This window comes from Roseobacter sp. FCG-D35 (genome assembly GCF_033436665.1).
In the GTDB taxonomy this organism is placed as follows: domain Bacteria; phylum Pseudomonadota; class Alphaproteobacteria; order Rhodobacterales; family Rhodobacteraceae; genus JAWQFO01.
Map to the genome: position 1 here is coordinate 77,884 of NZ_JAWQFO010000006.1, position 22,995 is coordinate 100,878.

Annotated in this window: 23 protein-coding genes and 1 pseudogene; 8 read left to right on the forward strand and 16 right to left on the reverse strand. The window is 67.9% G+C overall.

The window, feature by feature from the left end:
* Positions 1-64: 64 nt before the first annotated feature.
* The 3 genes and pseudogenes from R5H30_RS21800 to R5H30_RS14705 form a co-directional block, all read right to left on the reverse strand.
* Positions 65-280 (reverse strand): annotated as a pseudogene (locus R5H30_RS21800) (TniB family NTP-binding protein); the annotation flags it as partial.
* A gap of 57 nt (positions 281-337) precedes the next feature.
* Positions 338-952, reverse strand: a complete 615-nt coding sequence (scpB, locus tag R5H30_RS14700) for an SMC-Scp complex subunit ScpB (RefSeq protein ID WP_318329236.1) — start codon at positions 950-952, stop codon at positions 338-340.
* 3 nt (positions 953-955) lie between these two features.
* Positions 956-1,846 carry a DUF1403 family protein gene (locus R5H30_RS14705; protein WP_318329237.1) on the reverse strand — a complete coding sequence of 297 codons (891 nt, stop codon included), beginning with the start codon at positions 1,844-1,846 and terminating at the stop codon, positions 956-958.
* Positions 1,847-1,972: 126 nt separating this feature from the next.
* On the opposite strand from R5H30_RS14705, the gene R5H30_RS14710 reads away from it, so the two are divergent.
* The gene (locus R5H30_RS14710; RefSeq protein WP_318329239.1) at positions 1,973-3,091 is read left to right on the forward strand and encodes a tyrosine-type recombinase/integrase; all 1,119 of its coding nucleotides are present in this window, start codon (positions 1,973-1,975) and stop codon (positions 3,089-3,091) included.
* Positions 3,092-3,208: 117 nt separating this feature from the next.
* On the opposite strand, the gene R5H30_RS14715 is transcribed toward R5H30_RS14710, so the two are convergent.
* Both R5H30_RS14715 and R5H30_RS14720 read right to left on the reverse strand, forming a co-directional pair.
* Positions 3,209-3,805: a VPLPA-CTERM sorting domain-containing protein gene (locus R5H30_RS14715; protein WP_318329240.1), complete on the reverse strand. Its 597-nt coding sequence runs from the start codon at positions 3,803-3,805 to the stop codon at positions 3,209-3,211.
* Between the two features lie 288 nt (positions 3,806-4,093).
* Positions 4,094-4,828 (reverse strand): IclR family transcriptional regulator, encoded by a 735-nt coding sequence (locus tag R5H30_RS14720; RefSeq protein ID WP_318329241.1) that lies wholly within the window; start codon positions 4,826-4,828, stop codon positions 4,094-4,096.
* A gap of 71 nt (positions 4,829-4,899) precedes the next feature.
* Between R5H30_RS14720 and R5H30_RS14725 the strand changes: the two genes are divergently transcribed.
* From R5H30_RS14725 to maiA, 4 genes are read left to right on the forward strand one after another with little or no spacing between them, the layout of a single operon-like run.
* Positions 4,900-6,042 carry an FAD-dependent monooxygenase gene (locus tag R5H30_RS14725; protein ID WP_318329243.1) on the forward strand — a complete coding sequence of 381 codons (1,143 nt, stop codon included), beginning with the start codon at positions 4,900-4,902 and terminating at the stop codon, positions 6,040-6,042.
* Positions 6,039-7,604 carry a benzoate-CoA ligase family protein gene (locus R5H30_RS14730; protein ID WP_318329244.1) on the forward strand — a complete coding sequence of 522 codons (1,566 nt, stop codon included), beginning with the start codon at positions 6,039-6,041 and terminating at the stop codon, positions 7,602-7,604. Before R5H30_RS14725 ends, R5H30_RS14730 begins: the two co-directional genes overlap by 4 nt.
* Complete coding sequence (gtdA, locus tag R5H30_RS14735) at positions 7,601-8,650, forward strand: gentisate 1,2-dioxygenase (protein WP_318329247.1); 1,050 nt, start codon at positions 7,601-7,603, stop codon at positions 8,648-8,650. The genes R5H30_RS14730 and gtdA overlap by 4 nt, the downstream gene beginning before the upstream one ends.
* On the forward strand, positions 8,647-9,294 hold the full coding sequence (gene maiA, locus R5H30_RS14740) for a maleylacetoacetate isomerase (protein ID WP_318329248.1): 648 nt from the start codon (positions 8,647-8,649) through the stop codon (positions 9,292-9,294). Before gtdA ends, maiA begins: the two co-directional genes overlap by 4 nt.
* Here maiA and idi read toward each other — a convergent pair.
* Both idi and R5H30_RS14750 read right to left on the reverse strand, forming a co-directional pair.
* On the reverse strand, positions 9,291-9,812 hold the full coding sequence (gene idi / locus R5H30_RS14745) for an isopentenyl-diphosphate Delta-isomerase (protein ID WP_318329249.1): 522 nt from the start codon (positions 9,810-9,812) through the stop codon (positions 9,291-9,293). The two genes, maiA and idi, sit on opposite strands and share 4 nt — an antisense overlap.
* Positions 9,813-9,861: 49 nt before the next feature.
* Positions 9,862-11,148, reverse strand: coding sequence for a BCD family MFS transporter (locus tag R5H30_RS14750; RefSeq protein WP_318329250.1), 1,287 nt, complete (start codon positions 11,146-11,148; stop codon positions 9,862-9,864).
* A 216-nt stretch (positions 11,149-11,364) separates the two neighbouring features.
* Between R5H30_RS14750 and R5H30_RS14755 the strand changes: the two genes are divergently transcribed.
* A complete protein-coding gene (locus tag R5H30_RS14755) occupies positions 11,365-11,784 on the forward strand; it encodes a c-type cytochrome (RefSeq protein ID WP_318329251.1) in 420 nt (139 codons plus the stop codon).
* A gap of 57 nt (positions 11,785-11,841) precedes the next feature.
* On the opposite strand, the gene R5H30_RS14760 is transcribed toward R5H30_RS14755, so the two are convergent.
* Positions 11,842-12,528 carry a hypothetical protein gene (locus tag R5H30_RS14760; RefSeq protein WP_318329252.1) on the reverse strand — a complete coding sequence of 229 codons (687 nt, stop codon included), beginning with the start codon at positions 12,526-12,528 and terminating at the stop codon, positions 11,842-11,844.
* A 501-nt stretch (positions 12,529-13,029) separates the two neighbouring features.
* On the opposite strand from R5H30_RS14760, the gene R5H30_RS14765 reads away from it, so the two are divergent.
* Together R5H30_RS14765 and R5H30_RS14770 are read left to right on the forward strand one after the other, a co-directional pair.
* Positions 13,030-14,334, forward strand: a complete 1,305-nt coding sequence (locus R5H30_RS14765; protein WP_318329253.1) for an AAA family ATPase — start codon at positions 13,030-13,032, stop codon at positions 14,332-14,334.
* Positions 14,331-15,395 (forward strand): ParB/RepB/Spo0J family partition protein, encoded by a 1,065-nt coding sequence (locus tag R5H30_RS14770; RefSeq protein ID WP_318329254.1) that lies wholly within the window; start codon positions 14,331-14,333, stop codon positions 15,393-15,395. The genes R5H30_RS14765 and R5H30_RS14770 overlap by 4 nt, the downstream gene beginning before the upstream one ends.
* A 69-nt stretch (positions 15,396-15,464) precedes the next feature.
* On the opposite strand, the gene R5H30_RS14775 is transcribed toward R5H30_RS14770, so the two are convergent.
* Genes R5H30_RS14775 through R5H30_RS14810 form a run of 8 tightly spaced genes read right to left on the reverse strand, consistent with a single transcriptional unit; the run spans position 15,465 to position 22,899 of the window.
* A complete protein-coding gene (locus R5H30_RS14775) occupies positions 15,465-16,484 on the reverse strand; it encodes a P1 family peptidase (RefSeq protein WP_318329255.1) in 1,020 nt (339 codons plus the stop codon).
* Between the two features lies 1 nt (position 16,485).
* Entirely contained in the window at positions 16,486-16,836 is a 351-nt protein-coding gene (locus tag R5H30_RS14780; RefSeq protein ID WP_318329256.1) for a cupin domain-containing protein, read from the reverse strand.
* Positions 16,833-17,579 (reverse strand): SDR family oxidoreductase, encoded by a 747-nt coding sequence (locus tag R5H30_RS14785; protein WP_318329257.1) that lies wholly within the window; start codon positions 17,577-17,579, stop codon positions 16,833-16,835. The genes R5H30_RS14780 and R5H30_RS14785 overlap by 4 nt, the downstream gene beginning before the upstream one ends.
* A 1-nt stretch (position 17,580) precedes the next feature.
* A complete protein-coding gene (locus tag R5H30_RS14790; protein WP_318329258.1) occupies positions 17,581-18,084 on the reverse strand; it encodes a GNAT family N-acetyltransferase in 504 nt (167 codons plus the stop codon).
* On the reverse strand, positions 18,077-19,540 hold the full coding sequence (locus R5H30_RS14795; RefSeq protein ID WP_318329259.1) for an aldehyde dehydrogenase family protein: 1,464 nt from the start codon (positions 19,538-19,540) through the stop codon (positions 18,077-18,079). The genes R5H30_RS14790 and R5H30_RS14795 overlap by 8 nt, the downstream gene beginning before the upstream one ends.
* Complete coding sequence (locus R5H30_RS14800) at positions 19,533-21,143, reverse strand: ABC transporter ATP-binding protein (protein WP_318329260.1); 1,611 nt, start codon at positions 21,141-21,143, stop codon at positions 19,533-19,535. The genes R5H30_RS14795 and R5H30_RS14800 overlap by 8 nt, the downstream gene beginning before the upstream one ends.
* Positions 21,140-21,955 (reverse strand): ABC transporter permease, encoded by an 816-nt coding sequence (locus tag R5H30_RS14805; protein WP_318329261.1) that lies wholly within the window; start codon positions 21,953-21,955, stop codon positions 21,140-21,142. The genes R5H30_RS14800 and R5H30_RS14805 overlap by 4 nt, the downstream gene beginning before the upstream one ends.
* Complete coding sequence (locus R5H30_RS14810) at positions 21,952-22,899, reverse strand: ABC transporter permease (protein WP_318329262.1); 948 nt, start codon at positions 22,897-22,899, stop codon at positions 21,952-21,954. The genes R5H30_RS14805 and R5H30_RS14810 overlap by 4 nt, the downstream gene beginning before the upstream one ends.
* Positions 22,900-22,995: the final 96 nt, after the last annotated feature.

Here is a 22,995-nt window from a genome sequence, read left to right on the forward strand (position 1 = left end):
CGCTGATGGACTGACTGACCTCCGCGCTCGACGCCCGCCAGTAAGACGGCCTTGAGGCCGTGCGTCAAAAATCTACTTCGTCGCTCATCAGCATTTTGAGGTTCATGTCCCGAAGATGGCTGAATGCCCGGACCTCTAGTTCAGACACGGTAAAACGTCCCCACATCGGCGCTCCGATCGTCGACAGGATATGCTGACAGAACCGTCGCGCGTCCGGGGCCGGCGGCGCCTTTAACCGCAGTATGGGGGTCTTCGTGATGGCCAGTTCGGCGTTGTATTGTGTCGGATACGTGCTGGCCCGCCTTCACAGAGCCTTTCCATAAACATCGGCAACAGGCTAGCCGAAATCGACTTGTGGTGCTTTGCCCACAACCCCCGCATCCTCCAGCTGCTCCCGATCCGGCAGGTCCTGCAGCGTTTTCAGATCGAAAGCCACGAGGAACTGCTCGGTCGTCACATAGGTGTAGGGTGCCCCACGCCTGGGCGAGCGTGGCCCCGTCCCGATCAGCCCGCGCGCATGCAGCCGGCCAATCAGGTCGCGGCTGACCTCCTTGCCGAAGATGTCCTTGAGCCCGTCGCGCGTGATCGGCTGGTGATAGGCGATGGCGGCTAGGACCGCGATATCGTACTCGCGCAGATCGAGATCCTGGTCGCCGATATCCGCGGCCGCCCGGATCGCCGCCGCATAAGCAGGCCGCGTCCGCAATACCCAGCCGCCGGCGACCTTCATTACTTCAAACGAGCGTCCCTCAAGATCAGAAATCAGATCGTCGATCAACAGATCGACCGAAGACCCCTGCCCCACCACGCGCGCGAGATCTTCGCGCGGCACCGGCGAGGCAGAGGCGAAGAGGACGGCCTCGATCCGGCGCATCCATTCAAGCCAGCGCAGATCTGGCGGAAGATCCTCCAGCTCCCGGTCGAGGTCGGTCTCGGCATGGTCCTTCGCCATCGCTTAGACCCCGTAGAGCCGGAAGGTGTCGCGCCCGGTCATCTCGCGCACGGCGCCGAGTTCCACCAGCCGGTCGCAGAACCGGCGTGCCGCCCGCGGGGACCGAAGCGAGGTCAGCGCCGTCGGCGCGACCGCGTCCCGGTTCAGGAACAGCGCAACCGCCTGATCCGCACCCTTGGCCCGCAACTTCGGCGCCACGGCCTGCAGCCGCTCGACCCGGCGGGTCAGGTCGGCAGCCTCACGTGTCACCTCCGCAGCCGCCGTCGAGGTTCCCCGGTGACACGCCAGCCGCAGGTCCTCCCCAGTCTTCCGGAGATCGCCGCGCCGGAGACCGTGCGCCAGCAGCGGCAAGACATGCTTCCATCCGAGCGCCTGCGCCAGCGCCGCCTCGGCGAGTAGTAGCGCCGCTGACAGATCGCGCGGTCGTTCTTCGAGAACCGCCTGCAGCACGGTTGCGGCCCGCCAGACCGGCGCCCCCTGCCCAGCGTCGAGCCACAATGCGATCTGGTCGGCGTCTATCTCGGGCAAGGCTCGATGAAGCGTTTTGACTGACAGAGGTCGCTCCACTGCTCGCCCCCACTTCAAGTAGACGTCGCCCGCCGGACCAGCGCCGTCGCCGGGCTGCAGGAACGCCACGACATCGCGCAACTCTGAAGCTCGTTCCGGTCGTCCCAGGTGCGTTACGCAGGCCTCTGCGGCGCGCAGCGCCAACCGTGCCCGGAACAAGTTCTGGGGCACGTCGTTGCGGCTCAGCACCAGATGCAGATGACTGAGCGCCGCGCCGGACAAAAACGCCACATCCTCAGGGGTTTCGGGCCGCGCCGAGGTGACCCAGGACGGCATCCGGGGTAAGGTCTCGACGTCGTCGCTGAAGCTCTGACGGGCATATGTCATGCCGCAACGCTAGTCCCTCGCGGCGCTTTCGTCTACAGTAGGATGTGCAAACCGCCCCACTCTCCGGTGCAGCATTATGTCCAATAAGTTTGCCTTATCAGACATTGTCGGGATAGGCTGCGAAGCATGGTCGAAAAACCCAAAAATCCACCCCCGGAAGCGGGGATTTCACGCGCAGCCTCTCTTGATGCGACGCGGGACGATGAGCGCGCCGAGAGAGCCAGCACAGACAGCGACGCGATCGCCCTGCCCGACCATGTCGCCGGATCCGGCACGCTCGACCGCCTGGTCGATACGGCCCGCGGCTACGCCGAAGCCGCGACCGCCGGGAACACGCGCAAGGCCTATGCCGCCGACTGGAAGCACTTCGCCCGCTGGTGCCGGCTGAAAGGCGCCGATCCGTTGCCCCCGTCGCCGGAGCTCGTCGGACTTTACCTCGCCGACCTGGCCGCACCTCGCGGTCAGGCCCCGGCCCTTTCGGTGTCGACCATCGCGCGCCGTCTCTCCGGACTTGCCTGGAACTACACGCAGCGCGGTTGCGCACTCGATCGCACGGATCGACACATCGCCACGGTGCTCGCCGGGATCAGGCGCCGGCACGCCCGTCCGCCGGTGCAGAAAGAGGCCATTCTCCCCGAGGACATCCTCGCCATGGTCGCCACCCTGCCCCACGACCTGCGGGGGCTGCGCGACCGGGCGATGCTTCTGTTGGGCTTCGCCGGCGGGCTGAGGCGCTCCGAAATCGTGAAGCTGGACGTTGGCAAGGACGACACGCCCGACCCGGGCGGCTGGGTCGAGATCCTTGCGGACGGCGCTGTCCTGACCCTCGACGCCAAGACCGGCTGGCGCGAGGTCGAGATCGGTCGCGGCTCTTCTGAACAGACCTGCCCCGTCCATGCGCTCGAGCAATGGCTGCACTACGCCCGCATCGATTTCGGGCCGGTCTTCGTGCGCACCTCGCGGGACGGCACCCGCGCCCTCGACAGCCGTCTGTCCGACAAGCATGTCGCGCGCCTGATCAAGGCCACGGTGCTGAAAAGCGGCATCCGGGCCGAGCTGCCCGAAAAGGACCGCCTCGCCCTCTTCTCCGGCCACAGCTTGCGCGCCGGTCTCGCCAGTTCGGCCGAGGTGGACGAGCGCTACGTCCAGAAACACCTCGGCCACGCCTCGGCCGAGATGACCCGCCGCTACCAGCGCCGTCGCGACCGGTTCCGGGTGAACCTGACGAAGGCGGCAGGGCTATAGAGTGTAGCCTGGAAACACCCCCTCAGGTCACGACCTGCCGAAGAACCGACCCTGTTCCGCCTCTCCAGCCGATCGGGCGCCAAAAGCCTCGGCACAGGCCGTTCCCCGGCGGGGTCGTCAGGACCGCTGCTTGCGACGTCCTGCGGCAACCAGCCCGCCAAGCGCGCCGATCAGCAGCCATCCGGCCGCCGGCAGCGGGATCACGCCCACCGGGCCGTCCGAATAGAACAGGCGCACAAAGACCTCGTCCTTGTCTTCGGGGAAGTCGACCGAGCTGCTCAGCTCGATCTCGACCAGGAACTCGCCGTCGGCCACGGCGGCGTTGAAATCGATGCCAAGCGCCAGCGTATCGAGCAGAAGCGTGAAGACGCAATCGGCGTTCGAACCGGTCGTGTTCGGAATTTGGGTCGTCCCCGAGTTGCCGTCGCAGGAATATCCGCCGGCCGGCGTTCCGTCGAGAATCAGATCGAAGTAATCTCCGGCATCGGCGATGTCGAGACCGTCGAGACCGGTCGCCGATCCACCGCTGCGGATCGTCAGAAGCGCGACATTGCCCTGTGCCGGGGCGAGGCCGGTGAAGTTGTAGGACAGCGTACGCTCGTTCGCATCGTCGAAGACATCAAGCAATTCCTGGTCGACGATGGCGGCGGACGCGCCCTGCCCGCACAGCGCGAACAGCGCGCCAGCGGCAAGTGTCTTGATATAGCTATTCATGGTAAAACTCACTTTTTTATCAACTGAAACTAGTCTGGTCTTTCGTTAAGAACTTGTCCACCCTTCATAGTTGAATTTTGATACCGAAATCTTGCTTTCTGAAATCCGGGGCGGTGTCAGCACACCGTGTCCAATCATCCGTCAAATCAACGGATTGATGCCATTTCGCCCTGTCGCCCGTATGCGGTCAAGCGATTTGCCATAAAAGTCGGGATATATCCCGGCATGGTAGAGGGTCACCCGTACGGCGTGTTGATCGTCTGCAGAAACCCGCCATTTGCGCGAGGACTACCCGTGCGAGGCGAAGGTGCGCAGCGCCGCCGCATGCGGTGATTCGGATGCCAGGACCGACCGGTCAGTCGCGACCAGGGTGGCCACGGCCACCGGGCTGGCCTGGGCGTCAAAAATCGGCGCGGCGAGCGCGTAGAGGCCCGGTATGAACTCCGCATCCGCCCGCGCCAGCCCGGTACGGCGGATCTCGCGGCGCTCCGCGGCGAATTCGTCCGGCCGCGCATCCGGGTTCTCCGCCGCCAGCACCGGGGCCACCAGCCGGTCAGGAAGATGCGCAAGGAACACTCGACCCGTGGCCGAGCGCGTCAGCGGCAGCACCGTTCCCAACCCCAGCGTCGTGACCAGCGGGCGCGCCGCCTTCTCCCAGCGGATGACCGTCGGCCCGTGCGAACCCCAGACCGAAAGCGTGGCGCTCAGCCCCGTCTCCTCGACCAGCCCGGCAAGCCGGTCGGCAGCGCTGTTGACCGGATCGACCCGCGCGATGGCAGCAATGCCGATCTCGGCGGCCAGCGGCCCGAGATCGTAGGCCCCGCTGCTGCCGCGCTGCGTGACCATGCCTGCCGCGACGAAGCTCGCGAGGTAGCGGTGCGCCTTGGCCGGCGCCATGCCGATCGCCTGCGCCAGTTCGGTCAGACCCATCGGTCCGCGATTCCGCGCCAGCGCCACCAGCACCGTCACCGACACGTCCACCGACTGTACACCGCGCCCCCGGACCGGCATTTCCACGCTCATGCGATACCCTTTCGCCTGCTTGACTTACGCATAACGTAAATGCTTACGTCGGAAAAGACAGGAGGAGGTCAATGCGGATTCTCGTGATGGGTGCCGGCCCCGCCGGGCTCTATGCCGCGATCCTGCTCAGGCGCGCGCGGCCCGATCTCGACGTCCGCGTGATCGAGCAGAACCCGAAAGACGCCACCTTCGGCTTCGGCGTGGTATTCTCGGACCAGGCGCTCGACTTCCTGCGCGCAGATGATCCCGAAACCGCCGACCTGATCGAACCGCACATGCAGCGCTGGTCCGATATCGTCGTCAACCATAGCGGCACGCGTATCGCCATCGACGGCATTGGCTTTGCCGGGATCGGCCGGCTGGAGCTTTTGCGGCTCCTGCAGGATCGCGCTGCCGGTCTCGGGGTCGTGCCGGACTACGGCCACCGCATCGACGACCCGGACACGCTGCCCCCCGCCGACCTTGTGATCGGCGCGGACGGGCTCAACTCCGTCGTTCGGGGCGCGACACCCGAGGCCTTCGGCGCGCGCATCGAGCGGCTGGAAAACCGCTTTGTCTGGTACGGCACCCCACGCGACTTCCCGGCGCTGACCCAAAGCTTCGTCGAGACGCCGCACGGGCGCATGAACGCGCACCACTATTCCTACGCCCCGGGCCGCGCGACCTTTATCGTCGAGATGGGTCCCGACACCTTCGCCCGCACCGGCTTTGACGGCATGGCCGAGCCCGATTACCGCGCCGCCTGCGAAAGCTTCTTCGCCGACCAGCTCGACGGCGCGCCGCTTATCCCGAACAACTCGACCTGGCGGCAGTTCCCGGTCCTGACCTGCGAAAGATGGCATCACCAAAACCGTGTGCTGGTGGGCGACGCGCTGCACACGGCGCATTTCTCCATCGGCTCGGGCACCCGGTTGGCGCTCGAGGATGTGATCGCGCTCGTCGCGGCCCTGAAAGCCGCCGACTGGGACGTTCCGACCGCCCTGCCCGCCTACCAGGCCGAGCGGCAGCCGGTGCTGGAAAAGATTACCCGCGCCGCGCGCGCCTCGGCCGACTGGTACGAAGAATTCGCCGCGCATATGGACCTTGCGCCCTGGCCCTTCGCGCTCAGCTACATCCGCCGCGCCGGGCGGCTCGATGCCGACCGGCTCCAGCGCCTCGCCCCGCGCTTTGCCGCCGACTTGCGCCGGCAGGGCATCGACCTCGAGGCGGCATGACGTCGCCTGCCGCCCTCGCCCGCGACATCGGCTTCGACCTGCCCAAGCGCTACAACTGCGCCCGCCTGCTCTGGGACAACCTGCCCGACCGTGCCGAGCGGATCGCGGTTTATCATGACGACGGTGCCTGGACCTATGCCGCCCTCGCCGAAGAGGCCGCACGCATCGGCAACGCGCTGCTGGACGCGGGCAGCACCCCCGGCGATCGCATCCTGATGCTGCTCGAGGATCACCCCGCCTATCCCGCGGCCCTCATGGGAGCGATGCGGGCCGGGCTGGTTCCGGTGCTGCTCAACACGCTATCGACGCCCGAACAGATCGCCTATTTCCTGCGTGACAGCGCCGCCTCCGCCGTCATCGTCTCGCAAGCTTTCTCGCCGCTTGTCGATGCCGCCGCCCGCGACGGCACGCCCTGCCGCACCGCGCTGATCGCCGAAACCCGGCCCTGGGCCGAGGCCTCTCCCGCCCTGCCCGAGCACCCTACGACGCGCCGCGACATGGCGTTCTGGATGTATTCCTCGGGCTCCACCGGCAAGCCCAAGGGCGTCGTGCACAAGCACGAGGACGCGGCCTACACCGCCGTGACCTACGCCCGCGAGATCCTGAAGATCGGCCCCGACGACATCTGCTTTTCGATCCCCAAGATCTTCTTCGCCTATGGCTTCGGCAACGCGATCACCTTCCCCTTTTCGGTCGGCGCGGCCTCGGTGCTGCTGTCGGACCGGCCCACGCCCCCGCGCTGTTTTCAGCAGATCGCCCGGCACCGCCCCACGATCCTCTTCGGCCTGCCCACGCTCTACACCGCGCTGGTCAACGACCCCGGCATCGAGACCGCGGACCTGTCGTCTCTGCGGCTTTGCATTTCCGCCGCCGAAGTGCTGTCGAACGAGCTTGCCGAGACCTGGCGCGCGCGCTTCGGCCTGCCCATCGTCGAGGGGCTCGGCTCGACCGAGATGCTGCACATCTACCTGTCGAACGACGCGGCCGCGCAGCGCCCCGGCTCGGCCGGGCGCGTGGTGCCGGGCTATGCCCTGCGGCTGATCACGCCCGACGGGACCGAGGCGGGCGACGGCGAGGAAGGCGTCATGCAGGTCATGGGACTGTCGGGCGCGGAATACTACTGGAACCGCCCCGACAAGACCGCCGAGACCATGCGCGACGGCTGGCTCGACACCGGCGATCGCTTCGTCCGTGACGCGGACGGGTTCCATTTTTTCCGTGGCCGAGCCGACGACCTCGTGAAGGTCTCCGGCCAGTGGGTCTACCCGATGGAGATCGAATGGGCGCTCAACGACCACCCGCAGGTCCGCGAGGCCTGCGTGCTGGCGATGACGCTGCGCGATGGCCGCGCCACGATCAAGGCCTGGGTCACCCCGCGCGACCCGGCGGGCGGCACCGACGCCCTGCGGGCCGAACTGGTGCGCCACGCCAAGACGGTGCTCTTGCCGCACAAGTACCCGCGCGAGATCGCCTTTCTCGACCCGCTGCCCAAGACCGGCACCGACAAGATCGACCGCCAGGCGCTAAGAGCGCTCGACGCGACCAAGGGAGACGTCAGATGACATCGCAATCCGCCCCCACCGAAACCCCCGAACGCCGCGCCTTCTACGAGGCCATCGAACCCGAGAGCATGCGCGCGCTCTGGTCGGTGATGAAAGGTATCATCACGCCCGAGCCGAAATCCGACTGCATCCCCTTTAAGTGGTCCTACGATTCCGTCCGCGCGCGGCTGATCGAGGCCGCCGGGCTGATCACCGCAAAGGAGGCCGAACGCCGCGTGCTGATCCTCGAAAACCCCGGCCTGAAAGGCACCTCGAAGGTCACGACCAGTCTCTATTGCGGGGTGCAATGCGTGATGCCGGGCGAGGTGGCCCCCGCCCACCGGCACACGCAAAGCGCCCTGCGTTTCGTGTTGGAAAGCCACGGCGGCTTCACCGCGGTGGGGGGCGAAAAGACCGAAATGCGCTTTGGCGATTTCGTCATCACCCCGAACTGGGAATGGCACGACCACGGCAACGACAGTGCCGAGCCGATCTTCTGGCTCGACGGGCTCGACATTCCCGTGGTGCAGTTTCTCGACGCGAGCTTCGCCGAAGGCTACGGCGAGGACAGCCAGCCGATCACCCGCCCCACGAACGACAGCCCGGCGCGCTATGGCGCCAACATGCTGCCCCTGGGCTACGAACGCGCCGTGCCCTCCTCGCCGATCTTCAACTACCCCTACGACCGCTCCCGCGCGGCGCTGGAACAGATGCGCAGGTCCGAGGAATGGGACCGGTGCCACGGGCTCAAGATGCGCTACGCGAACCCCGTGGACGGCGGCTGGGCCATGCCCACAATCGGCACCTGCCTGCAACTGATGCCAAAAGGCTTCTCCGGGTCGCCCTACAAGTCTACCGACGCCACGGTCTATGTCGGGGTCGAGGGCCGCGGCCGCACCCGCGTACGCGACACGGTGATCGACTGGGGCCCGCGCGACGTCTTCGTGGTGCCAAGCTGGCACGCGATCACCCACGAGGTCGACGAGGACGCGGTGCTCTTCTCCTACTCCGACCGGCCGATCCAGGAAAAGCTCGGGCTGTTCCGCGAACACCGGGGCAACGCGTGAACCCTCTGACCCTGCACAACTATTTCCGCTCGTCGACCTCGACGCGGGTGCGCGCGGCCCTGAACCTCAAGGGGCTTGCCTTCGACTACGTCCCGCGCTCATTGCTGAAGGGCGAGCACGCCGCACCCGATCACCTCGCGCTGAACCCGCAGGGGTTGGTGCCGACGCTGGTGACCGAACACGGCCCCCTGCCCCAGTCGCTGGCGATCATCGAATGGCTCGACGAGACTTTTCCGGACCCGCCGCTCCTACCCGCCGATCCCTGGGGCCGCGCGCGGGTGCGCAGTCTCGCGCATATCGTGGCGCTCGACATCCACCCGGTGAACAACCTGCGGATTTTGCAGCATCTCGAATCCGAATATGGCGTCGATGCCAACGGCAAGGCGGCGTGGTTCCGCACCTGGGCCGCGCCCGGCATGGCCGCGCTGGAACAGCGGCTGTCGTCCGAGCCGGAAACCGGGCGCTTCTGCCACGGCGATACGCCCGGCCTCGCCGATCTCTGCCTGTTCGCGCAGGTGCTCAACAACGCGCGGTTCGATCTCGGCCTCGACGCCACCCCCACCATCGCGCGCATCCACGAGGCCTGTCTCGCGGTGCCGGAAATCGCCGCCGCGGCGCCTGCCAACCAGCCCGACGCGGTCTAGGCGCGCCCGAAGATCCGCTCGGCATGGTCGTCAAGGTAGATCCGCAGCCAGGGCGTGAACTCTTCGGGCCGGGCCGCCACCGCCGCGCGCAGATCGTCCATCGCCATCCACGCCGTGTCCATCACCTCGTCCGGGTTCGGCGTCACGGCGAGGGTGTCTCCGGCCTCGGCCAAAAAGACATCGACCAGCTCGTGCTCGACCATCCCGCCGCCCACCTCGGCGCGGTACTCGAGCTGGTGCGCGTGGCGCAGCTCCAGCCCGGTCACGCCCAGCTCTTCGCGCAGGCGTCGCGTGGCGCAATCCGCCGCGGTCTCGTCCCAGCCTGGATGCGTGCAGCAGGTGTTCGTCCACAGCCCCGGCGTGTGGTACTTGCCCATCGCCCGGCGCTGCATCAGCACCGCGTCGCCGCGCAGCACAAAGACCGACACGGCCTTGTGCCGCAGCCCGCGCAGGTGGGCGTCAAGCTTTTCGACCGGCGTCAGCGCGCCGTCGACCCAGGCCGGAATCAGGATCTCCATCCGTGTTCGTTGCCACGGGCGCGCCTCCCGGCGCAAGGCTCTCGCGCACTCAGGCGCGCGGGGTCAGGCGCTTGGGCACCGGGAGGGGCGCGTCGAGAATGCGCATCGCCATCGCCGCCGCGGCCAGAAACAGCGCCGCCTCGAGGCAGAAGACAAGGCCGAAGGCCGCCGCATCCGAGGCGAAGGCCGCGCGCATCACGTCGACCAGCGCCGCCCCGATCAGCCCGCCGAACCCGGCCGAGATCGCCTGCGCCGCCCCCCAGAGGCCCATGCGCGTGCCCTCGCGCCCGGCCCGCCCTTGCCCGGCCAGCGCCATCATGCAGCCGATCGCCGCCACTGCGAAGACGCCGTTGCAGAGCCCGAGGCCGAAGACCGCCGCCGGCAGCGGCGCGCCCGGACCCAGCGACCCGAGCGCCGCGATGAGTATGAGCATCAGCGCCGAACCGGTGCAGCCCAGCACCACCCAGAGCCGCAGGCCCCCGACGCGGAAGCCCGAAAACAGCATCCCGACCAGCGCCATGCCGCAGAACACACCGGCGTTCTGCGCCCCGGCGAGCGTCGTCGACTGGCCCGGCGTATAGGCGAAGACGAGGCCGGCGTAGGGTTCCAGGATCAATTCCTGCACGAAATAGGCACCCATCGACAGGAACACGAAGACCGTAAAGCGCCGCGCCTTCGGCTCCTGCCAGACCTCGGCCAGACCTTCGCGGAACGAGGTGCGCTCGACCGGTGACGGCGTCATGCCGGGACGTTCGATGCTGCGCAGCGCCAGGCAGGCCAGCGCCACGGCGCCGCTTGCGACAAGGCCCACCACCTGCAGCAGCCGCGTCGGCGAATAGGGATCGAGCGCCAGCCCCGCCAGCGTCGCGGTCAGCGCAATGCCCCCGATCATCGTGAGCCACGTGATCGTCGCCGCCGCCGCGCGCCGCTCCGGCGCCACCGCGCTTGCCAGCAGCGCCAGCAGCGAGGTGCCCGAAGCCCCGGCCCCGACCCCGATCATCGCGTAGGCCAGCATCGACAGGGCCATGCCCGGCCAGAATGCCTGCGCCATCACCAGAACGGCGCAGGCAGCGAGGAACGCGCCAAGCCCCAGCACGCCAAGGCCCGCCACGATCCAGAAGCTGCGGTTGCCGGTCGTGTCCGACAGAAACCCCCAGTTCGGCCGGGTGATCTGGATCGCGTAATGGAGCCCCACCAGCAGCCCCGGCAGCACCGCGGGCAGCGCCAGTTCGACCACCATCAGCCGGTTCAGCGTCGAGGTGGTCAGCACCACGATCGACCCGATGCACATCTGCACGAGGCCCAGCCGCAGGATGGCGATCCAGCCCAGCGTCATCGTGCGCCGGTTCCGGGCGGTCGTGCCGGAGGGGTGCGGGACGTAGGAGAGATCGCATGACGGGTCATTGGGCTCAACCTAACGCGGTTGCGCGAAAAAATCGTTGCCGGGACGGCCGGGACCGTTCGGCGCGACCTGTTATCGCATGACACGGAAGTATGATTGACAGTTTTCCCGCGCTCGGGCGTTCTGTGACAAAACCGGAGGAGATCCCATATGACCCGACTACTGACCCTGCTTCCCGCGCTGCTGCTGACCGCGGCCCCAGCTTTCGCCGAGGGCGACGCCGCGGCGGGCGAGAAGGACTTCAACAAGTGCAAGGCCTGCCATGCGATCACCGCGGATGACGGCACCGACATCGTCAAGGGCGGCAAGGTCGGCCCGAACCTCTACGGCGTCGTCGGCCGGGCCGTGGCCAGCGTCGAGGATTTCAGCTATGGCGCGGATCTCGCGGCCCTGGGTGAAACCGGCGCCGTCTGGGACGAGGCGAGCCTCGCCGAATACATGGCCGACCCGCGCGAGTATCTGAAAACCGCGCTCGACAACCCCAAGGCGAAGAGCAAGATGGTCTTCCGCCTCAAGAGCGGCGGCGAGGACGTGGCCGCCTACCTCGCCTCGGTCGGCCCGCAAAGCTGACTGCCGAACCATTCCGCAACGCGCTGCCGTCCCTGTCCGGGGGCGGCAGTGTTGCGTTCAGGCGGTGACCCGCACTTCGGAGACATCCGCATCGACGTCCCGGCACGCCGCCAGCAGCCGCGCGCCGAGGTGCGTCTGCACGTAGGCCGCATGGAAGCGGCTCGGCGCGCGCAAGGTGAGCCGCCCCCCGGCCCGCTCGACCCGTGCCAGTGCCGCGACCCAGGCGCCGTAGGTGCCCGCATCCTCGGCATGCAGCAGCGCCTGCGCCAGAGCCCATTCGGTGCCCTCGGAGAGATCGGGCGCGGCGACCGTCCCGCGCACCGGCATCGGCACCACCTGAGCGCCCTCCGCCGCGTCCCCCTGCCCCATCCGAATCTCGAAATCGCTGCCGACATTGGCCCATTGGTCCTGCGTGTCGGTCAGGATACGCGCCACGTCGATGGAATACTCCGTCACCCGCCCCCGCGCGCCCTGCCGCCGGACCACCAGCCAGCCGCAGGCGCGAAGCTGCGCCATTTCGCGTTTGACGGTGCGTTCGTCCACCGACCAGAGCCGCGCGATCTCGCGCTGGCCCACGGCAAGTTCGTCGCGCCCCCAGTTGTAGCGCGCGGTGATCAGCGTCATCAGCCGCAGCACCCGGCGCTGCGCGTGCTTGTCCTGCGACAGGGCAAACGCCCCCATGGCCGTCAGAAGATCGTACTTGCGCGCGGCCGCACCACGGCCAACGGGTTTCGTGGAAAGCATGCCCTGCCCTCGATGCCTTGTGGAGAATGCCCCTGCGGGGTCTCACTGCCTCTGTGACGATCCGTTGACCGGTCGCCTGCGGTCTGCCCCTTTGCCGGGTTCCAGCCGCTTTTCGTTGTCGTGAGGCAATTAGCGTCCGGTTTTACGATTCTGTCAAGTCGCAGGCTGTCATCGGGCCTGGAACCGCGACAAATCAAAAGAAAAATCCGGTATTCAGGTATTGGGGGACAGCCTGAATGTCCCGTATTCCTTTCGAAATGTCCCCCAATGGGATGTGGCGCGGAGTTTCGTGTCCCCAATATTTCGCAGGCCGCGTCCCGAATCAAATTGAATGTCGCGGCTCGTCCGCCAAGGCATTGGAATCAGGCGTTTGAGGTCGGTTGCGCGCCGCAAAATCTAAGGATCGGCGAACATTCCATTTTGCTTTTTCGTGCGTTTCAGCGTAAATCGGAGAAAAACCAAGATTAGCGTCCCCGCGGGGACAGGTAACGACAGGCAGCCATGTTCACACACGACGACCTTTCCCGGCTTCAGGCGCAGTCCCTGAAAATGCAGGGGTTCATCCGCCAGCAGACCTATTCGCCCGAAAGCGAGAAGACCCTGCGCCGGTTCTCGAGCTGGGAGGTGGCCGAGCTGATCTTCCGGGTCAACCAGTCGACCTTTCGCGGCCGCCTCGCCGCCGACCCCACCCTGCCCCAGGGCACGGTCGAGACCGACGGACGCCAGCACTGGTACACGCTCGACGAGATCAACGAGATGCGCCGCCGCATCAAGGTCAACCGGCGTTCGCTGATGCCGCCCCGGCCCGCGGGCAAGCGCGCGGTCCGCGCTGCCATCGCCAACTTCAAGGGCGGCGCCGGCAAGTCCACCGTCGCCCTGCATTTCGCCCATGCCGCCGCGCTCGACGGCTATCGGGTGCTCTGCGTCGATTTCGACCCGCAGGCGACGCTGAGCCATTCGATGGGCCTGTCGGACGTGGCCGAGGAATACACCGTCTGGGGCATCATGGCGCGCGACCTCGCCGCCGAGACCCAGCGCATGAACGCGGCCTCGCGCGGTGCCGAAAGCGGCGCCGCCCTGCCCCAGCGCCGCCTGCCCGCCTCGATCACCGACATGGGGCTTGCCGATCTGCGGGTCGCCGATTTCATCAAGCCGACGAACTGGCCCACCATCGACATCGTGCCGTCCTGCGCCAATGCCGCCTTCGTCGAATTCGCCTCGGCCCAGTATCGCCACCTCAATCCCGAATGGTCGTTCTTCGCCGCCGTGTCGCGGTTTCTCGACCAGCTCGGCCCCGACGCCTATGACCTCGTGATCTTCGATTGCCCGCCGGCCATCGGCTACCAGTCGATGAACGCGGTGTTCGCCGCCGACGTGCTCTATGTCCCCTCGGGGCCCGGCTACTGGGAATACGATTCCACCACCTCGTTCATCGGCCAGCTGGCCGAGGCGCTGGAGGATCTCGGCCGGTTTTCCGGGCTTGTCCCCGCGGGGACGATGCGCCTGCCCAAGAGCTTTCTCGACCTGCGCTTTCTGCTCACGCGGTTCGAGCCGAACAACGACCTGCACCGCGCGATGCAGCAGGCCTTCGTCAAGGTCTGGGGCGATAGGGTGGCGCAGCACCCGATCGAGATGACGCGGGCGGTCGAGCAGTCGGGGCGCTTCTTGTCCTCGATCTACGAGATCGACTACCGCGACATGACGCGGGAAACCTGGCGCCGGGCGCGGGCGTCGTTCGACCAGGCCTATGGCGAGTTCCGCGAGAACCTGCTGGCGGCCTGGGACAAGCTGGAGGATGAGGCATGAGCAAGCGGCGCGTTTTCGACATCGATTTCGAAGACAGCGAACCCGATGTCCCCGCGGGGACAGAGGCCGAACGCCGGCGCGGTCCGATGGCCGCGGCGATTTCGGAGAACGCCGAAGCGCTGGCCGACCGGCAGAGCGCCGAGGCCGCGATCCGGGCCGAGAACGACCGGCTGGCGCATGAATACGTGGCGCTGAAAAAGAACGGGCAGATCGTCGGGCTGGTGGATGTGGCAGCGATCAGGGCCGAAAAGCTGATCCGCGATCGCAGCGCGGCCCCCGATCCCGAGTTGCATGAGCTGAAGGAGTCCATCCGGGTCGTGGGGCTGTCGAACCCGATCCACGTCGAAGAGACGGAAGCCGGCTACGAGCTGATCCAGGGCTTCCGGCGGCTGACGGCGTTCCGCGAGCTTTTTGCCGAAACCAAGGATGCGCGCTATGCCAAGATCCCGGCGGTGCTGGTGGCGCGGGGGGTGCAGCTTGACAACCTTTACCGGCGCATGGTCGACGAGAACCTCGTGCGGCGCGACATCTCTTTTGCCGAGATGGCGCAACTGGCGATTTCCTACGGGGCGGTCACCGATCTGTCGAAGGGCACGCGTGACGCGGTCGACGTGCTCTTCGCCTCCGCCGGGCGGCAGAAGCGCAGCTATATCCGGCATTTCATGACGCTGATCGAGCGGCTCGGCGCGGCGCTGAACCATCCCGAGGCGATCCCGCGCGCGACGGGTCTGGCGCTGGTCAAGGCGATGGAGGGCGATGCGCGGCTCGCCGGGCGCATCGTGGCGGTGCTGGAAAGCCGTCCGCAGCGCAATGCCGCCGACGAGGTCGGGATCCTGCGCGAGGCGGTGTCCGGGGCCGGGAAGGCCGCGAAGAAGGCCGGGGCGCGCCCCGCGCAGAAGTCCGGCGCGCGCACGACGATCCGGCTCAACCGGCCGGAAGGCGTGGCGAAATGCACGGCGTCCTCGGGCCGGTTCGAGGTGCAGCTTGACCGGGATTTCGGAGCGGTCGACCCGCGCCGCCTGGAAGTCGCGGCGCGGGCGTTTCTCGACGCCTTGAAGTGAGCGAAATGGTCTCTAACTAGCGCGTTGGAGCCTGATTTGATGCTGTTGTCCCCGCGGGGACAGGCCGACCTAGTGATTGGTTTCACACCAGCAGGGCAGGGGGTCTCCGGGCGTCGGGCGGGCGTGATAGACCGCCCTTGCGATTGCGCGCGACAGGCACAGCGCCGCCGCATGGCCGATCAGCGCGACATCACTGTCCCCGCGGGGACGCGCGCCAGTAGCGGCGGCGAACACCAGGTCTCCGTCAGCGGGGCTGTGCGCCGGGACAACGGCGCGGGCGATGCCGTCATGGGCCGCCCAGGCGACGCGCTGGCATTCCGCCTTGGTAAGCGCCGCATCCGTGGCAACGACGGCGATGGTTGTGTTCGCATACTCCCGCACGACTGTCGCCTTGCGGCTTTCCAGCGTCCGTCCCAACCCGGCGCGGGGGTCGGGGCCAAGCCCGCCGAACTCGCCCTCGATCTCGAAGGGAGCCGCCCAGAAGTGCCGCTCGCCCGGCGTCGTCGCGCAGCCGACCGGGTTGGCCGCTACCAGCGCACCGACCGTGTGGCCCGAGGGCAGGACCAGAGAGGCGGAGCCCAGCCCGCCCTTGAGCATTGCCGTCATCGCCCCTGTGCCCGCGCCGGTGCTGCCGAGGTCGAACTCCGGCGTCGCCGTCTCGAAGGCCTGCCGCCCAAGCGCGCGGTACGGGTTCTCGGCCCAGTCCTTGTTGCCGCCCGACAGCAGGTCGAAGAGGATGGCGCCCGGCACGATCGGCACCACGGCGGGGCCGACGCGGTAGCCGCGCCCGGCGGCGCGTAGCGCGTCCGAGACGCCCGAGCAGGCGTCGAGCCCGTAGGCCGAGCCGCCCGACAGCACAAGCGCGTCGACCTGCGCCACCGACTTGTCGGGCTGCAGCAGGTCGGTCTCGCGCGTGCCCGGCGCGCCGCCCATGACGGCGACCGAGGCGGTGAAGGGGGCGTCGGCGCAGAAAACAGTGACTCCGGACCCGAGCGCGGGATCGGTGGCGTTCCCGACGCGGAACCCCGCGACATCGGTGATCAGGTTGCGCGGCCCGGGGCGGGGCAGGGCGGTCTGGCCGTGGCCCATGTCAGATCCGCGGTTTCGGCGCGGCGGTGGCCGGATCGCCGGTGTTCGGCTCACCCTTGGGCTCGATCAGCAGCACCTTGCACTCGGCCTCGGCCCTCGGGCGATGAGTGACGCCCTTCGGCACCACGAACAGCTCGCCGGCCTTCACCGGATGCGCGGCATCTTCGAGGTCCATGACCATCTCTCCCTCGAGAACGAGGAAGAAATCGTCCGTGTTTTCATGAAGATGGAAGGGAAACTCACCCTGGAACTTCACAACCATCACGTCGTTGCCGTTGTAGTCCGCGATGACGTGCGGATCCCAGTGGCTGTCGAATTGCGCCAGCTTCTCGGCGAGGTTAATTGATTTCAAATGCAACGACCTCCGTCGACTTCCATTGCAACCCCGGTGACCATGCTGGCCTCGTCCGAGCACAAGAAACAGGCCGCGTTGCCCATGTCCTGCGGGGTCGAGAAGCGGCCGAGCGGAATGGTGGAGAGGAACTTGGCGCGCATCTCGGGCGTGTCCTCGCCGAGGAAGGATTTCAGGAGCGGCGTTTCCCCCGCGACGGGGCAGAGCGCGTTGACGCGGATGCCCTCGGGCGCAAGCTCGACCGCCATGGTCTTGGTCGCGGTGATCATCCAGCCCTTCGAGGCGTTGTACCAGTTGAGGCGGGGCCGGGGCGAGAGGCCGGCGGTCGAGGCGATGTTGAGGATCACGCCGGACTTGCGGTCCTTCATCAGCGGCACGAAGGTACGCGCGGTGAGGTAGACCGACTTCATGTTGACGGCGACGACGCGGTCGAATTCCTCTTCCGACACGCGCTCCATCGGGGTCGGCAGGTGGGTCACGCCGGCGTTGTTGACGAGGATGTCGACATGGCCCCAGGCGTCGAGCGCGGCCTGCTCCATCTTCATCACCGAGGCGCCGTCGGAGACATCGACCTTCTGCGCGATAGCGTGGTCGCCCATCTGCGCGCGCAGGTCCTTGGCGCCTTCGATGTTGAGGTCGGCGATCATCACCCGCGCGCCTTCGGCGGTGAACTTGCGCACGATCCCGGCGCCGAAGCCCGAGGCGCCCCCGGTGACGATGGCCGTCTTTCCCGTCAGTCGCATGTCAGCCTCCCTTCAGCTCGTGTTTCAGCACCACGCGGTCCTGGCTCGGGTCGTCGTGGTCGGGTGCGTCCCGGTGGTGGACGAACCCGTGGGCCTGCCAGAAGGCGAGGCCGCGCGGGTTCGTGCGCAGGACCGCGAGCTTGAGCGCGGCGATGCCCTCGGCCCGGGCGCGGCGCCGGATCTCGGCCAATACGGCCGCGCCGAGACGGCGCCCGCGATACTTCGGGTCTAGCAGCAGCAGGCCGATCCACCAATCGGATTCGGTCTCGTAGCCGCGCGCCATGCCGAGCAGACCGGCGAGCGTGTCGTCGGTGACGATGCCGAGCGTCATCAGGTCCGAGGCATTCCCACCGGGCGGCAGGTCCTCGAAGAACTCGGTGATGTAGGCGGCGTCGGGATCGCGCCCGGTGTCGAGGCGCACGTAGTCTGCGGCGCGGCGGGCGAGGGCCAGCGCGCGGTCGTGGTCGCGGGCCGCGTCGAGCGTTTCGAGCTGCCAGTCATCCATGCCGGGCCGCCACGGTCTTGAGTTGCGAGAACCCGTAAAGCGCCTCGAAGCCCTTTTCGCGACCGTGGCCGGACTTGCCGACGCCGCCGAAAGGCAGTTCGACGCCGCCGCCGGCACCGTAGTTGTTCACGAAGACCTGGCCCGCGCGCAAGGCCTTGGCCATGCGCATCTGGCGCGCGCCGTTCTCGGTCCAGACCGAGGCGACAAGCCCGTAGTCGGTGCCGTTCGCGATTCGGATCGCCTCGGCCTCGTCCGTGAAGGGGATAAGCACCTGCACCGGGCCGAAGATCTCGTCGCGGGCGAGCGGGTGTTCGGGCGGCACGTCGCGCAGCAGGGTGGGCAGAACGTAGGCGCCGGTCTCGGGCGCGTCGACGAGGTGACCCCGCGCGGCGACGGCAAGATCGGAGGCACGGTCGAGGAAGCCCTCGACGATGGTTTTCTGTCGGGCCGAGATCAGCGGGCCGACGCGGCGGTCGTCGAGGGCCGGGCCGACGGAAAGCGCTTCGTAGGCGGCGGACATGCGGGCCAAAACCGCATCGTAGAGACTGTTCTGCACCAGGATCCGCGAGGAGGCCGAGCAGGTCTGACCGGCGTTCTGGATACCGGCGTTGACGAGGAACGGCAGGGCGGCGTCGAGATCGGCGTCGTTGAAAACGACCTGGGGCGACTTGCCGCCCAGTTCCAGCGTGACGGGGACGACGTTGCGCCCGGCGGCCTGCTGGACCAGCGCGCCGGTGGCGACGGAACCGGTGAACGAAACGTGCTGCACGCCGCCATGCCCCGCAAGCGCCGCGCCGGCCTGCGCGCCGCGTCCGGGCACGACGTTGAGCGCGCCGGCAGGCAGGCCGGCGTCGCGGCAGAGATGGGCGAAGGCGAGAGCCGTCAGACAGGCTTCCTCGGCGGGTTTCAACACGCAGGCGTTGCCCATCGCAAGCGCGGCACCGACCGAGCGGCCGATGATCTGCATCGGGTAGTTCCAGGGCACGATGTGCCCGGCGACGCCGTGCGGTTCGCGCAGGGTGTAGACGGTGTAACCGTCGAGATACGGCAGGGTCTCGCCGGTGATCTTGTCGGCGGCACCGCCGTAGAATTCCATGTAGCGGGCCAGGGCCGTGACATCCGCGCGGGCTTGGGTCAGCGGCTTGCCGACGTCGAGCGCCTCGAGCAGGGCGAGGTCCTCGGCGCGGGCCTCGACCGCCTGGCCGATGCGGGTCAGGATGCGCCCGCGCTCGGTCGCGGTCATGCGGCCCCAGTCGCCGTCGCGCGCCTGTTGCGCGGCCATGACGGCGCGGTCGATGTCCTCGGCGTCGCCGGCGGCGATGCGGGCCAGCAGGCTGCCGTCAGAGGGGTTCAGCAGGTCCATTGTCTCGCCCGAGGCGGCGGGGCGCCAGTCGGACCCGATGAGGCAGAGGGACGCGTCGAACCAGAGCGGGTCGGGGCGGATGGTGTCAGGCATGGGCGGGGGTCCTCGAACCGGAAAGATCGGGCAGGCGCGGGGCGGCGGCGATCAGCTTGCGGGTGTAGGGGTGCTGCGGGTCGGTGAAGACACGCTCGGTCTCGCCGTGCTCCACGATCTCGCCCGACTGCATCACCAGCACCCGGTCGGTGACCGAGCGCACGACCGACAGGTCGTGGCTGATGAAGAGGTAGGTGAGGTCATAGGCGCGGCAGAGATCTGCCAGAAGGTCGAGGATCTGGGCGCGGACCGAGACGTCGAGGGCCGAGACCGCCTCGTCGAGCAGGATCAGTTCCGGGCGGATGATGAGCGCGCGGGCGATGGCGATGCGCTGGCGCTGTCCGCCGGAGAACTCGTGGATGTAGCGTGTCGCGTCGCGCGGCGAGAGGCCGACGGCGGTCAGCGCCTCGGCCACCGCCTCGGCGCGTTTTGGGCCGCGCGGCGGGTCGGGCATCAGGTGGAAGGGCTCGGTGATGAGGCGTTCGACCCGGTGGCGCGGGTTGAAGCTGCCGTAGGGGTCCTGGAACACCACCTGCATCCGGCGCCGCACGGCAAGGTTGGGGCGTCCGTGGTCGAAGACCGGCATCCCGTCGAGCCGGATCTGCCCGGCCTGGATCGGCTCGAGCCCCAGAATTGCCCGTGTCAGGGTCGACTTTCCGCAACCGGATTCGCCCACGAGGCCCAACCGTTCGCCGCGCCGGATGGTGAAGCTCACGTCATTCACGGCGCGGAAATGGCCGGGGTCGGCAAAGAGGCGGCGGCGCGGGAGGCGGTAGTCGCGGGAGACATTCTCGACCTCGAGCAGCGGCGCGGGTGGCGGGGCAGGGGGCAGGTCGACGCGATGCGCAGAGGCTTCGAAAAGCATGCGCGTGTAGGGGTGGCGCATCTCGCGCAAGAGCTCCTGCGTGGGTCCTTGTTCGACCACTTCGCCATTGCGCATGACGACGATGCGGTGGGCCATGTCCGACACCACGGCGAGGTCGTGGGTGATCATCAGAAGGCCCATCTCGAACTCGCGGGCGAGGCCCTTGAGCAGGTCGAGGATCTGCGCCTGGGTGGTGACGTCGAGCGCCGTGGTGGGTTCGTCGGCGATCAGCAAGCGCGGGCGCAGGGCGATGGCCATTGCGATCACGACGCGCTGGCGCTGACCGCCGGACAGCTCGTGCGGGTAGCGCGAGAGCGGGAAGCGGTCGGGTGGCAGGCCGACACGTTCGAGCACCTCGGCGGCGCGGGCAAGGGTTGTTCGACGCGGGACGCGCTCGTGGATCAGGATGGTTTCGGCCACCTGGTCGCCGATGGTGCGGACCGGGTTGAGGGCGGTCATGGGTTCCTGGAAGACCATGCCGATCTGGTTGCCGCGCAGGGTGCAGAGGGCGGGTTCGTCGAGATCCAGAAGGTCGCGCCCGTCGAGCGCGATCGTGCCGGCGGCGCTGGCGCCGCGCGGCAGAAGGCCCATGACGGCCAGTGCGGTCATTGACTTGCCCGAGCCGCTTTCGCCGGTGATGGCGACGATCTCGCCCGGACCCACGTCGAGCGAGACGTCGCGCAGGATCGGCAGCTTGTGGATCGAAACCCCGAGATCGCGGACCGACAGCAGGCTCATGCGCGCACCACGCGCAGGCGGGGGTCGAGCCAGTCGCGCAAGCCGTCCCCGAAAAGGTTGAGGCCGAGCACGGCGAGCACCACGGCAAGCCCCGGGATCAGCGCCATGTGCGGGGCCAGCGCGACAAGCGTCTGGGCGTCGGCCAGCATCCGGCCCAGCGAGGGGGTGGGCGGCTGCACGCCGAGGCCGACGAAAGAGAGCGCCGCCTCGACCTGGATGCCGAGGGCGAACTGGATGGTCCCCTGCACGATCAGCAGGTCGCTGACGTTGGGCAGGATGTGCTCGGCCGAGATGCGGGGGACCGACTTGCCGGCGACGCGGGCGGCGAGGATGAATTCCCTTTGCCAGAGACTGAGCGCCGCGCCGCGGGTGACCCGGGCGAAGACGGGGATGTTGAAGATGCCGAAGGCGATGATGGCGTTGACGGCGGAGGGGCCGAAAACGGCGGTGATCAGGATCGCCAGCAGCAGGAAGGGGAAGGCGAAGACGATGTCGTTGCCGCGCATGATGGTCTCGTCGAGCCAGCCGCCGCGCGCCGCTGCGGCGGAAAGGCCCAGCGGGATGCCGAAGGCCATGCCGATGATGACGGCGACAAGCGCCACGGCGAGCGAGGTGCGGGTGCCGACCATGACCATCGACAGGATGTCGCGCCCGAGGTGATCGGTGCCGAGCAGATGCGCGCCGCCGGGCGGTTGCAGCTTGTTGGGAATGTCGAGCGCGGCGGTGTCGTAAGGCGTCCAGACCAGCGACACCAGCGCGAGGCCCACCATGAAGAGGCTGAGGGCCGCGCCGATGACGAGGTTGCGGTTCACGTGCGCGTCCTCAGGCGCGGGTCGACGGCGGCATAGGCGATGTCGACGAGAAAGTTGATCACGATCACCGCGAAGACGATCAGCATGACGACGGATTCCACGACGATCAGGTCGCGGGCCGAGATCGACTGGAAGATCAGCCGTCCGAGGCCGGGCAGGTAGAACACCTGTTCGATGATGATGGTGCCGGCGATCAGGAATGAGAATTGCAGGCCGACGATGGTCAGCACCGGGATCAGCGCATTGCGCAGCCCGTGCCGCCAGAGCGCCTGGCGCGGCGACAGCCCCTTGGCGCGGGCGGTGCGCATGTAATCCTGCCCAAGCACGTCGAGCAGCGAGGAGCGCATGACGCGGGCGAGGATGGCGGCCTGAGAGATCGCAAGCGCGATTGCGGGCAGAGTGAGCGAGCGCATGGCGGGCCAGAACCCGTCCTCCCACCCGGCGAAACCGCCGGCGGCGAACCAGCGCAGGTTGATGGCGAAGACCAGCACCAGCATCATCGCGAACCAGAAGGGCGGAATGGCGACGCCAAGCTGGGTCGCGCCCATGACCAGCGTGTCGCCCACGGCCCCGCGCCGGACGGCGGCGAAGACGCCGGCGAGAAAGCCGATGAGGGTGGAAAGCACCAGCGCGTAGAGCGCCAGCGGCACCGAGACCCAGAGCCGTTGCGCCACCATGTCGGAAACCGGCGTGCGGTAGGTGTAGGAGGTGCCGAGATCGCCCGAGAGCATGCCGCCGACCCAGGCGAGATAGCGTTCGACGCGCGGGGCATCGAGGCCCAGCTCGGCGCGCAGGGCGGCCAGTGTTTCGGGCTGCGCATTGAGGCCCAGCATGAAGGAGGCCGGATCGCCGGGCGCGACCTCGATCACCGCGAAGATCACCAGCGAGGCGACCGCGAGGCTGATCGCCAGCGACAGGAGGCGTTTGATCGTGTAGCGCAGCATTTGCCGCAGGTTAGCAGGGTTGGGTAGCGCGTCCAGCGCCCTTCGATTGTGTCATTGGACTGCGATGGATTCGGGTTAGGTTTGTAGGTGACGCCC

What these genes read in the sequence shown, in the direction of transcription:
- R5H30_RS14750 (WP_318329250.1), bottom strand. Translation starts at nt 11,148, where the DNA reads ATGACGCTGGGCTGGATCGCCATCCTGCGGCTGGGCCTCGTGCAGATG.
- R5H30_RS14730 (WP_318329244.1), top strand. Translation starts at nt 6,039, where the DNA reads ATGACGTCGCCTGCCGCCCTCGCCCGCGACATCGGCTTCGACCTGCCC.
- R5H30_RS14715 (WP_318329240.1), bottom strand. Translation starts at nt 3,805, where the DNA reads ATGAATAGCTATATCAAGACACTTGCCGCTGGCGCGCTGTTCGCGCTG.
- R5H30_RS14720 (WP_318329241.1), bottom strand. Translation starts at nt 4,828, where the DNA reads ATGAGCGTGGAAATGCCGGTCCGGGGGCGCGGTGTACAGTCGGTGGAC.
- R5H30_RS14785 (WP_318329257.1), bottom strand. Translation starts at nt 17,579, where the DNA reads ATGCGACTGACGGGAAAGACGGCCATCGTCACCGGGGGCGCCTCGGGC.
- R5H30_RS14760 (WP_318329252.1), bottom strand. Translation starts at nt 12,528, where the DNA reads ATGCTTTCCACGAAACCCGTTGGCCGTGGTGCGGCCGCGCGCAAGTAC.
- R5H30_RS14790 (WP_318329258.1), bottom strand. Translation starts at nt 18,084, where the DNA reads ATGGATGACTGGCAGCTCGAAACGCTCGACGCGGCCCGCGACCACGAC.
- R5H30_RS14710 (WP_318329239.1), top strand. Translation starts at nt 1,973, where the DNA reads ATGGTCGAAAAACCCAAAAATCCACCCCCGGAAGCGGGGATTTCACGC.
- R5H30_RS14795 (WP_318329259.1), bottom strand. Translation starts at nt 19,540, where the DNA reads ATGCCTGACACCATCCGCCCCGACCCGCTCTGGTTCGACGCGTCCCTC.
- gtdA (WP_318329247.1), top strand. Translation starts at nt 7,601, where the DNA reads ATGACATCGCAATCCGCCCCCACCGAAACCCCCGAACGCCGCGCCTTC.
- idi (WP_318329249.1), bottom strand. Translation starts at nt 9,812, where the DNA reads ATGGAGATCCTGATTCCGGCCTGGGTCGACGGCGCGCTGACGCCGGTC.
- scpB (WP_318329236.1), bottom strand. Translation starts at nt 952, where the DNA reads ATGGCGAAGGACCATGCCGAGACCGACCTCGACCGGGAGCTGGAGGAT.
- R5H30_RS14765 (WP_318329253.1), top strand. Translation starts at nt 13,030, where the DNA reads ATGTTCACACACGACGACCTTTCCCGGCTTCAGGCGCAGTCCCTGAAA.
- R5H30_RS14705 (WP_318329237.1), bottom strand. Translation starts at nt 1,846, where the DNA reads ATGACATATGCCCGTCAGAGCTTCAGCGACGACGTCGAGACCTTACCC.
- R5H30_RS14755 (WP_318329251.1), top strand. Translation starts at nt 11,365, where the DNA reads ATGACCCGACTACTGACCCTGCTTCCCGCGCTGCTGCTGACCGCGGCC.
- R5H30_RS14775 (WP_318329255.1), bottom strand. Translation starts at nt 16,484, where the DNA reads ATGGGCCACGGCCAGACCGCCCTGCCCCGCCCCGGGCCGCGCAACCTG.
- R5H30_RS14770 (WP_318329254.1), top strand. Translation starts at nt 14,331, where the DNA reads ATGAGCAAGCGGCGCGTTTTCGACATCGATTTCGAAGACAGCGAACCC.
- R5H30_RS14810 (WP_318329262.1), bottom strand. Translation starts at nt 22,899, where the DNA reads ATGCTGCGCTACACGATCAAACGCCTCCTGTCGCTGGCGATCAGCCTC.
- R5H30_RS14725 (WP_318329243.1), top strand. Translation starts at nt 4,900, where the DNA reads ATGCGGATTCTCGTGATGGGTGCCGGCCCCGCCGGGCTCTATGCCGCG.
- R5H30_RS14800 (WP_318329260.1), bottom strand. Translation starts at nt 21,143, where the DNA reads ATGAGCCTGCTGTCGGTCCGCGATCTCGGGGTTTCGATCCACAAGCTG.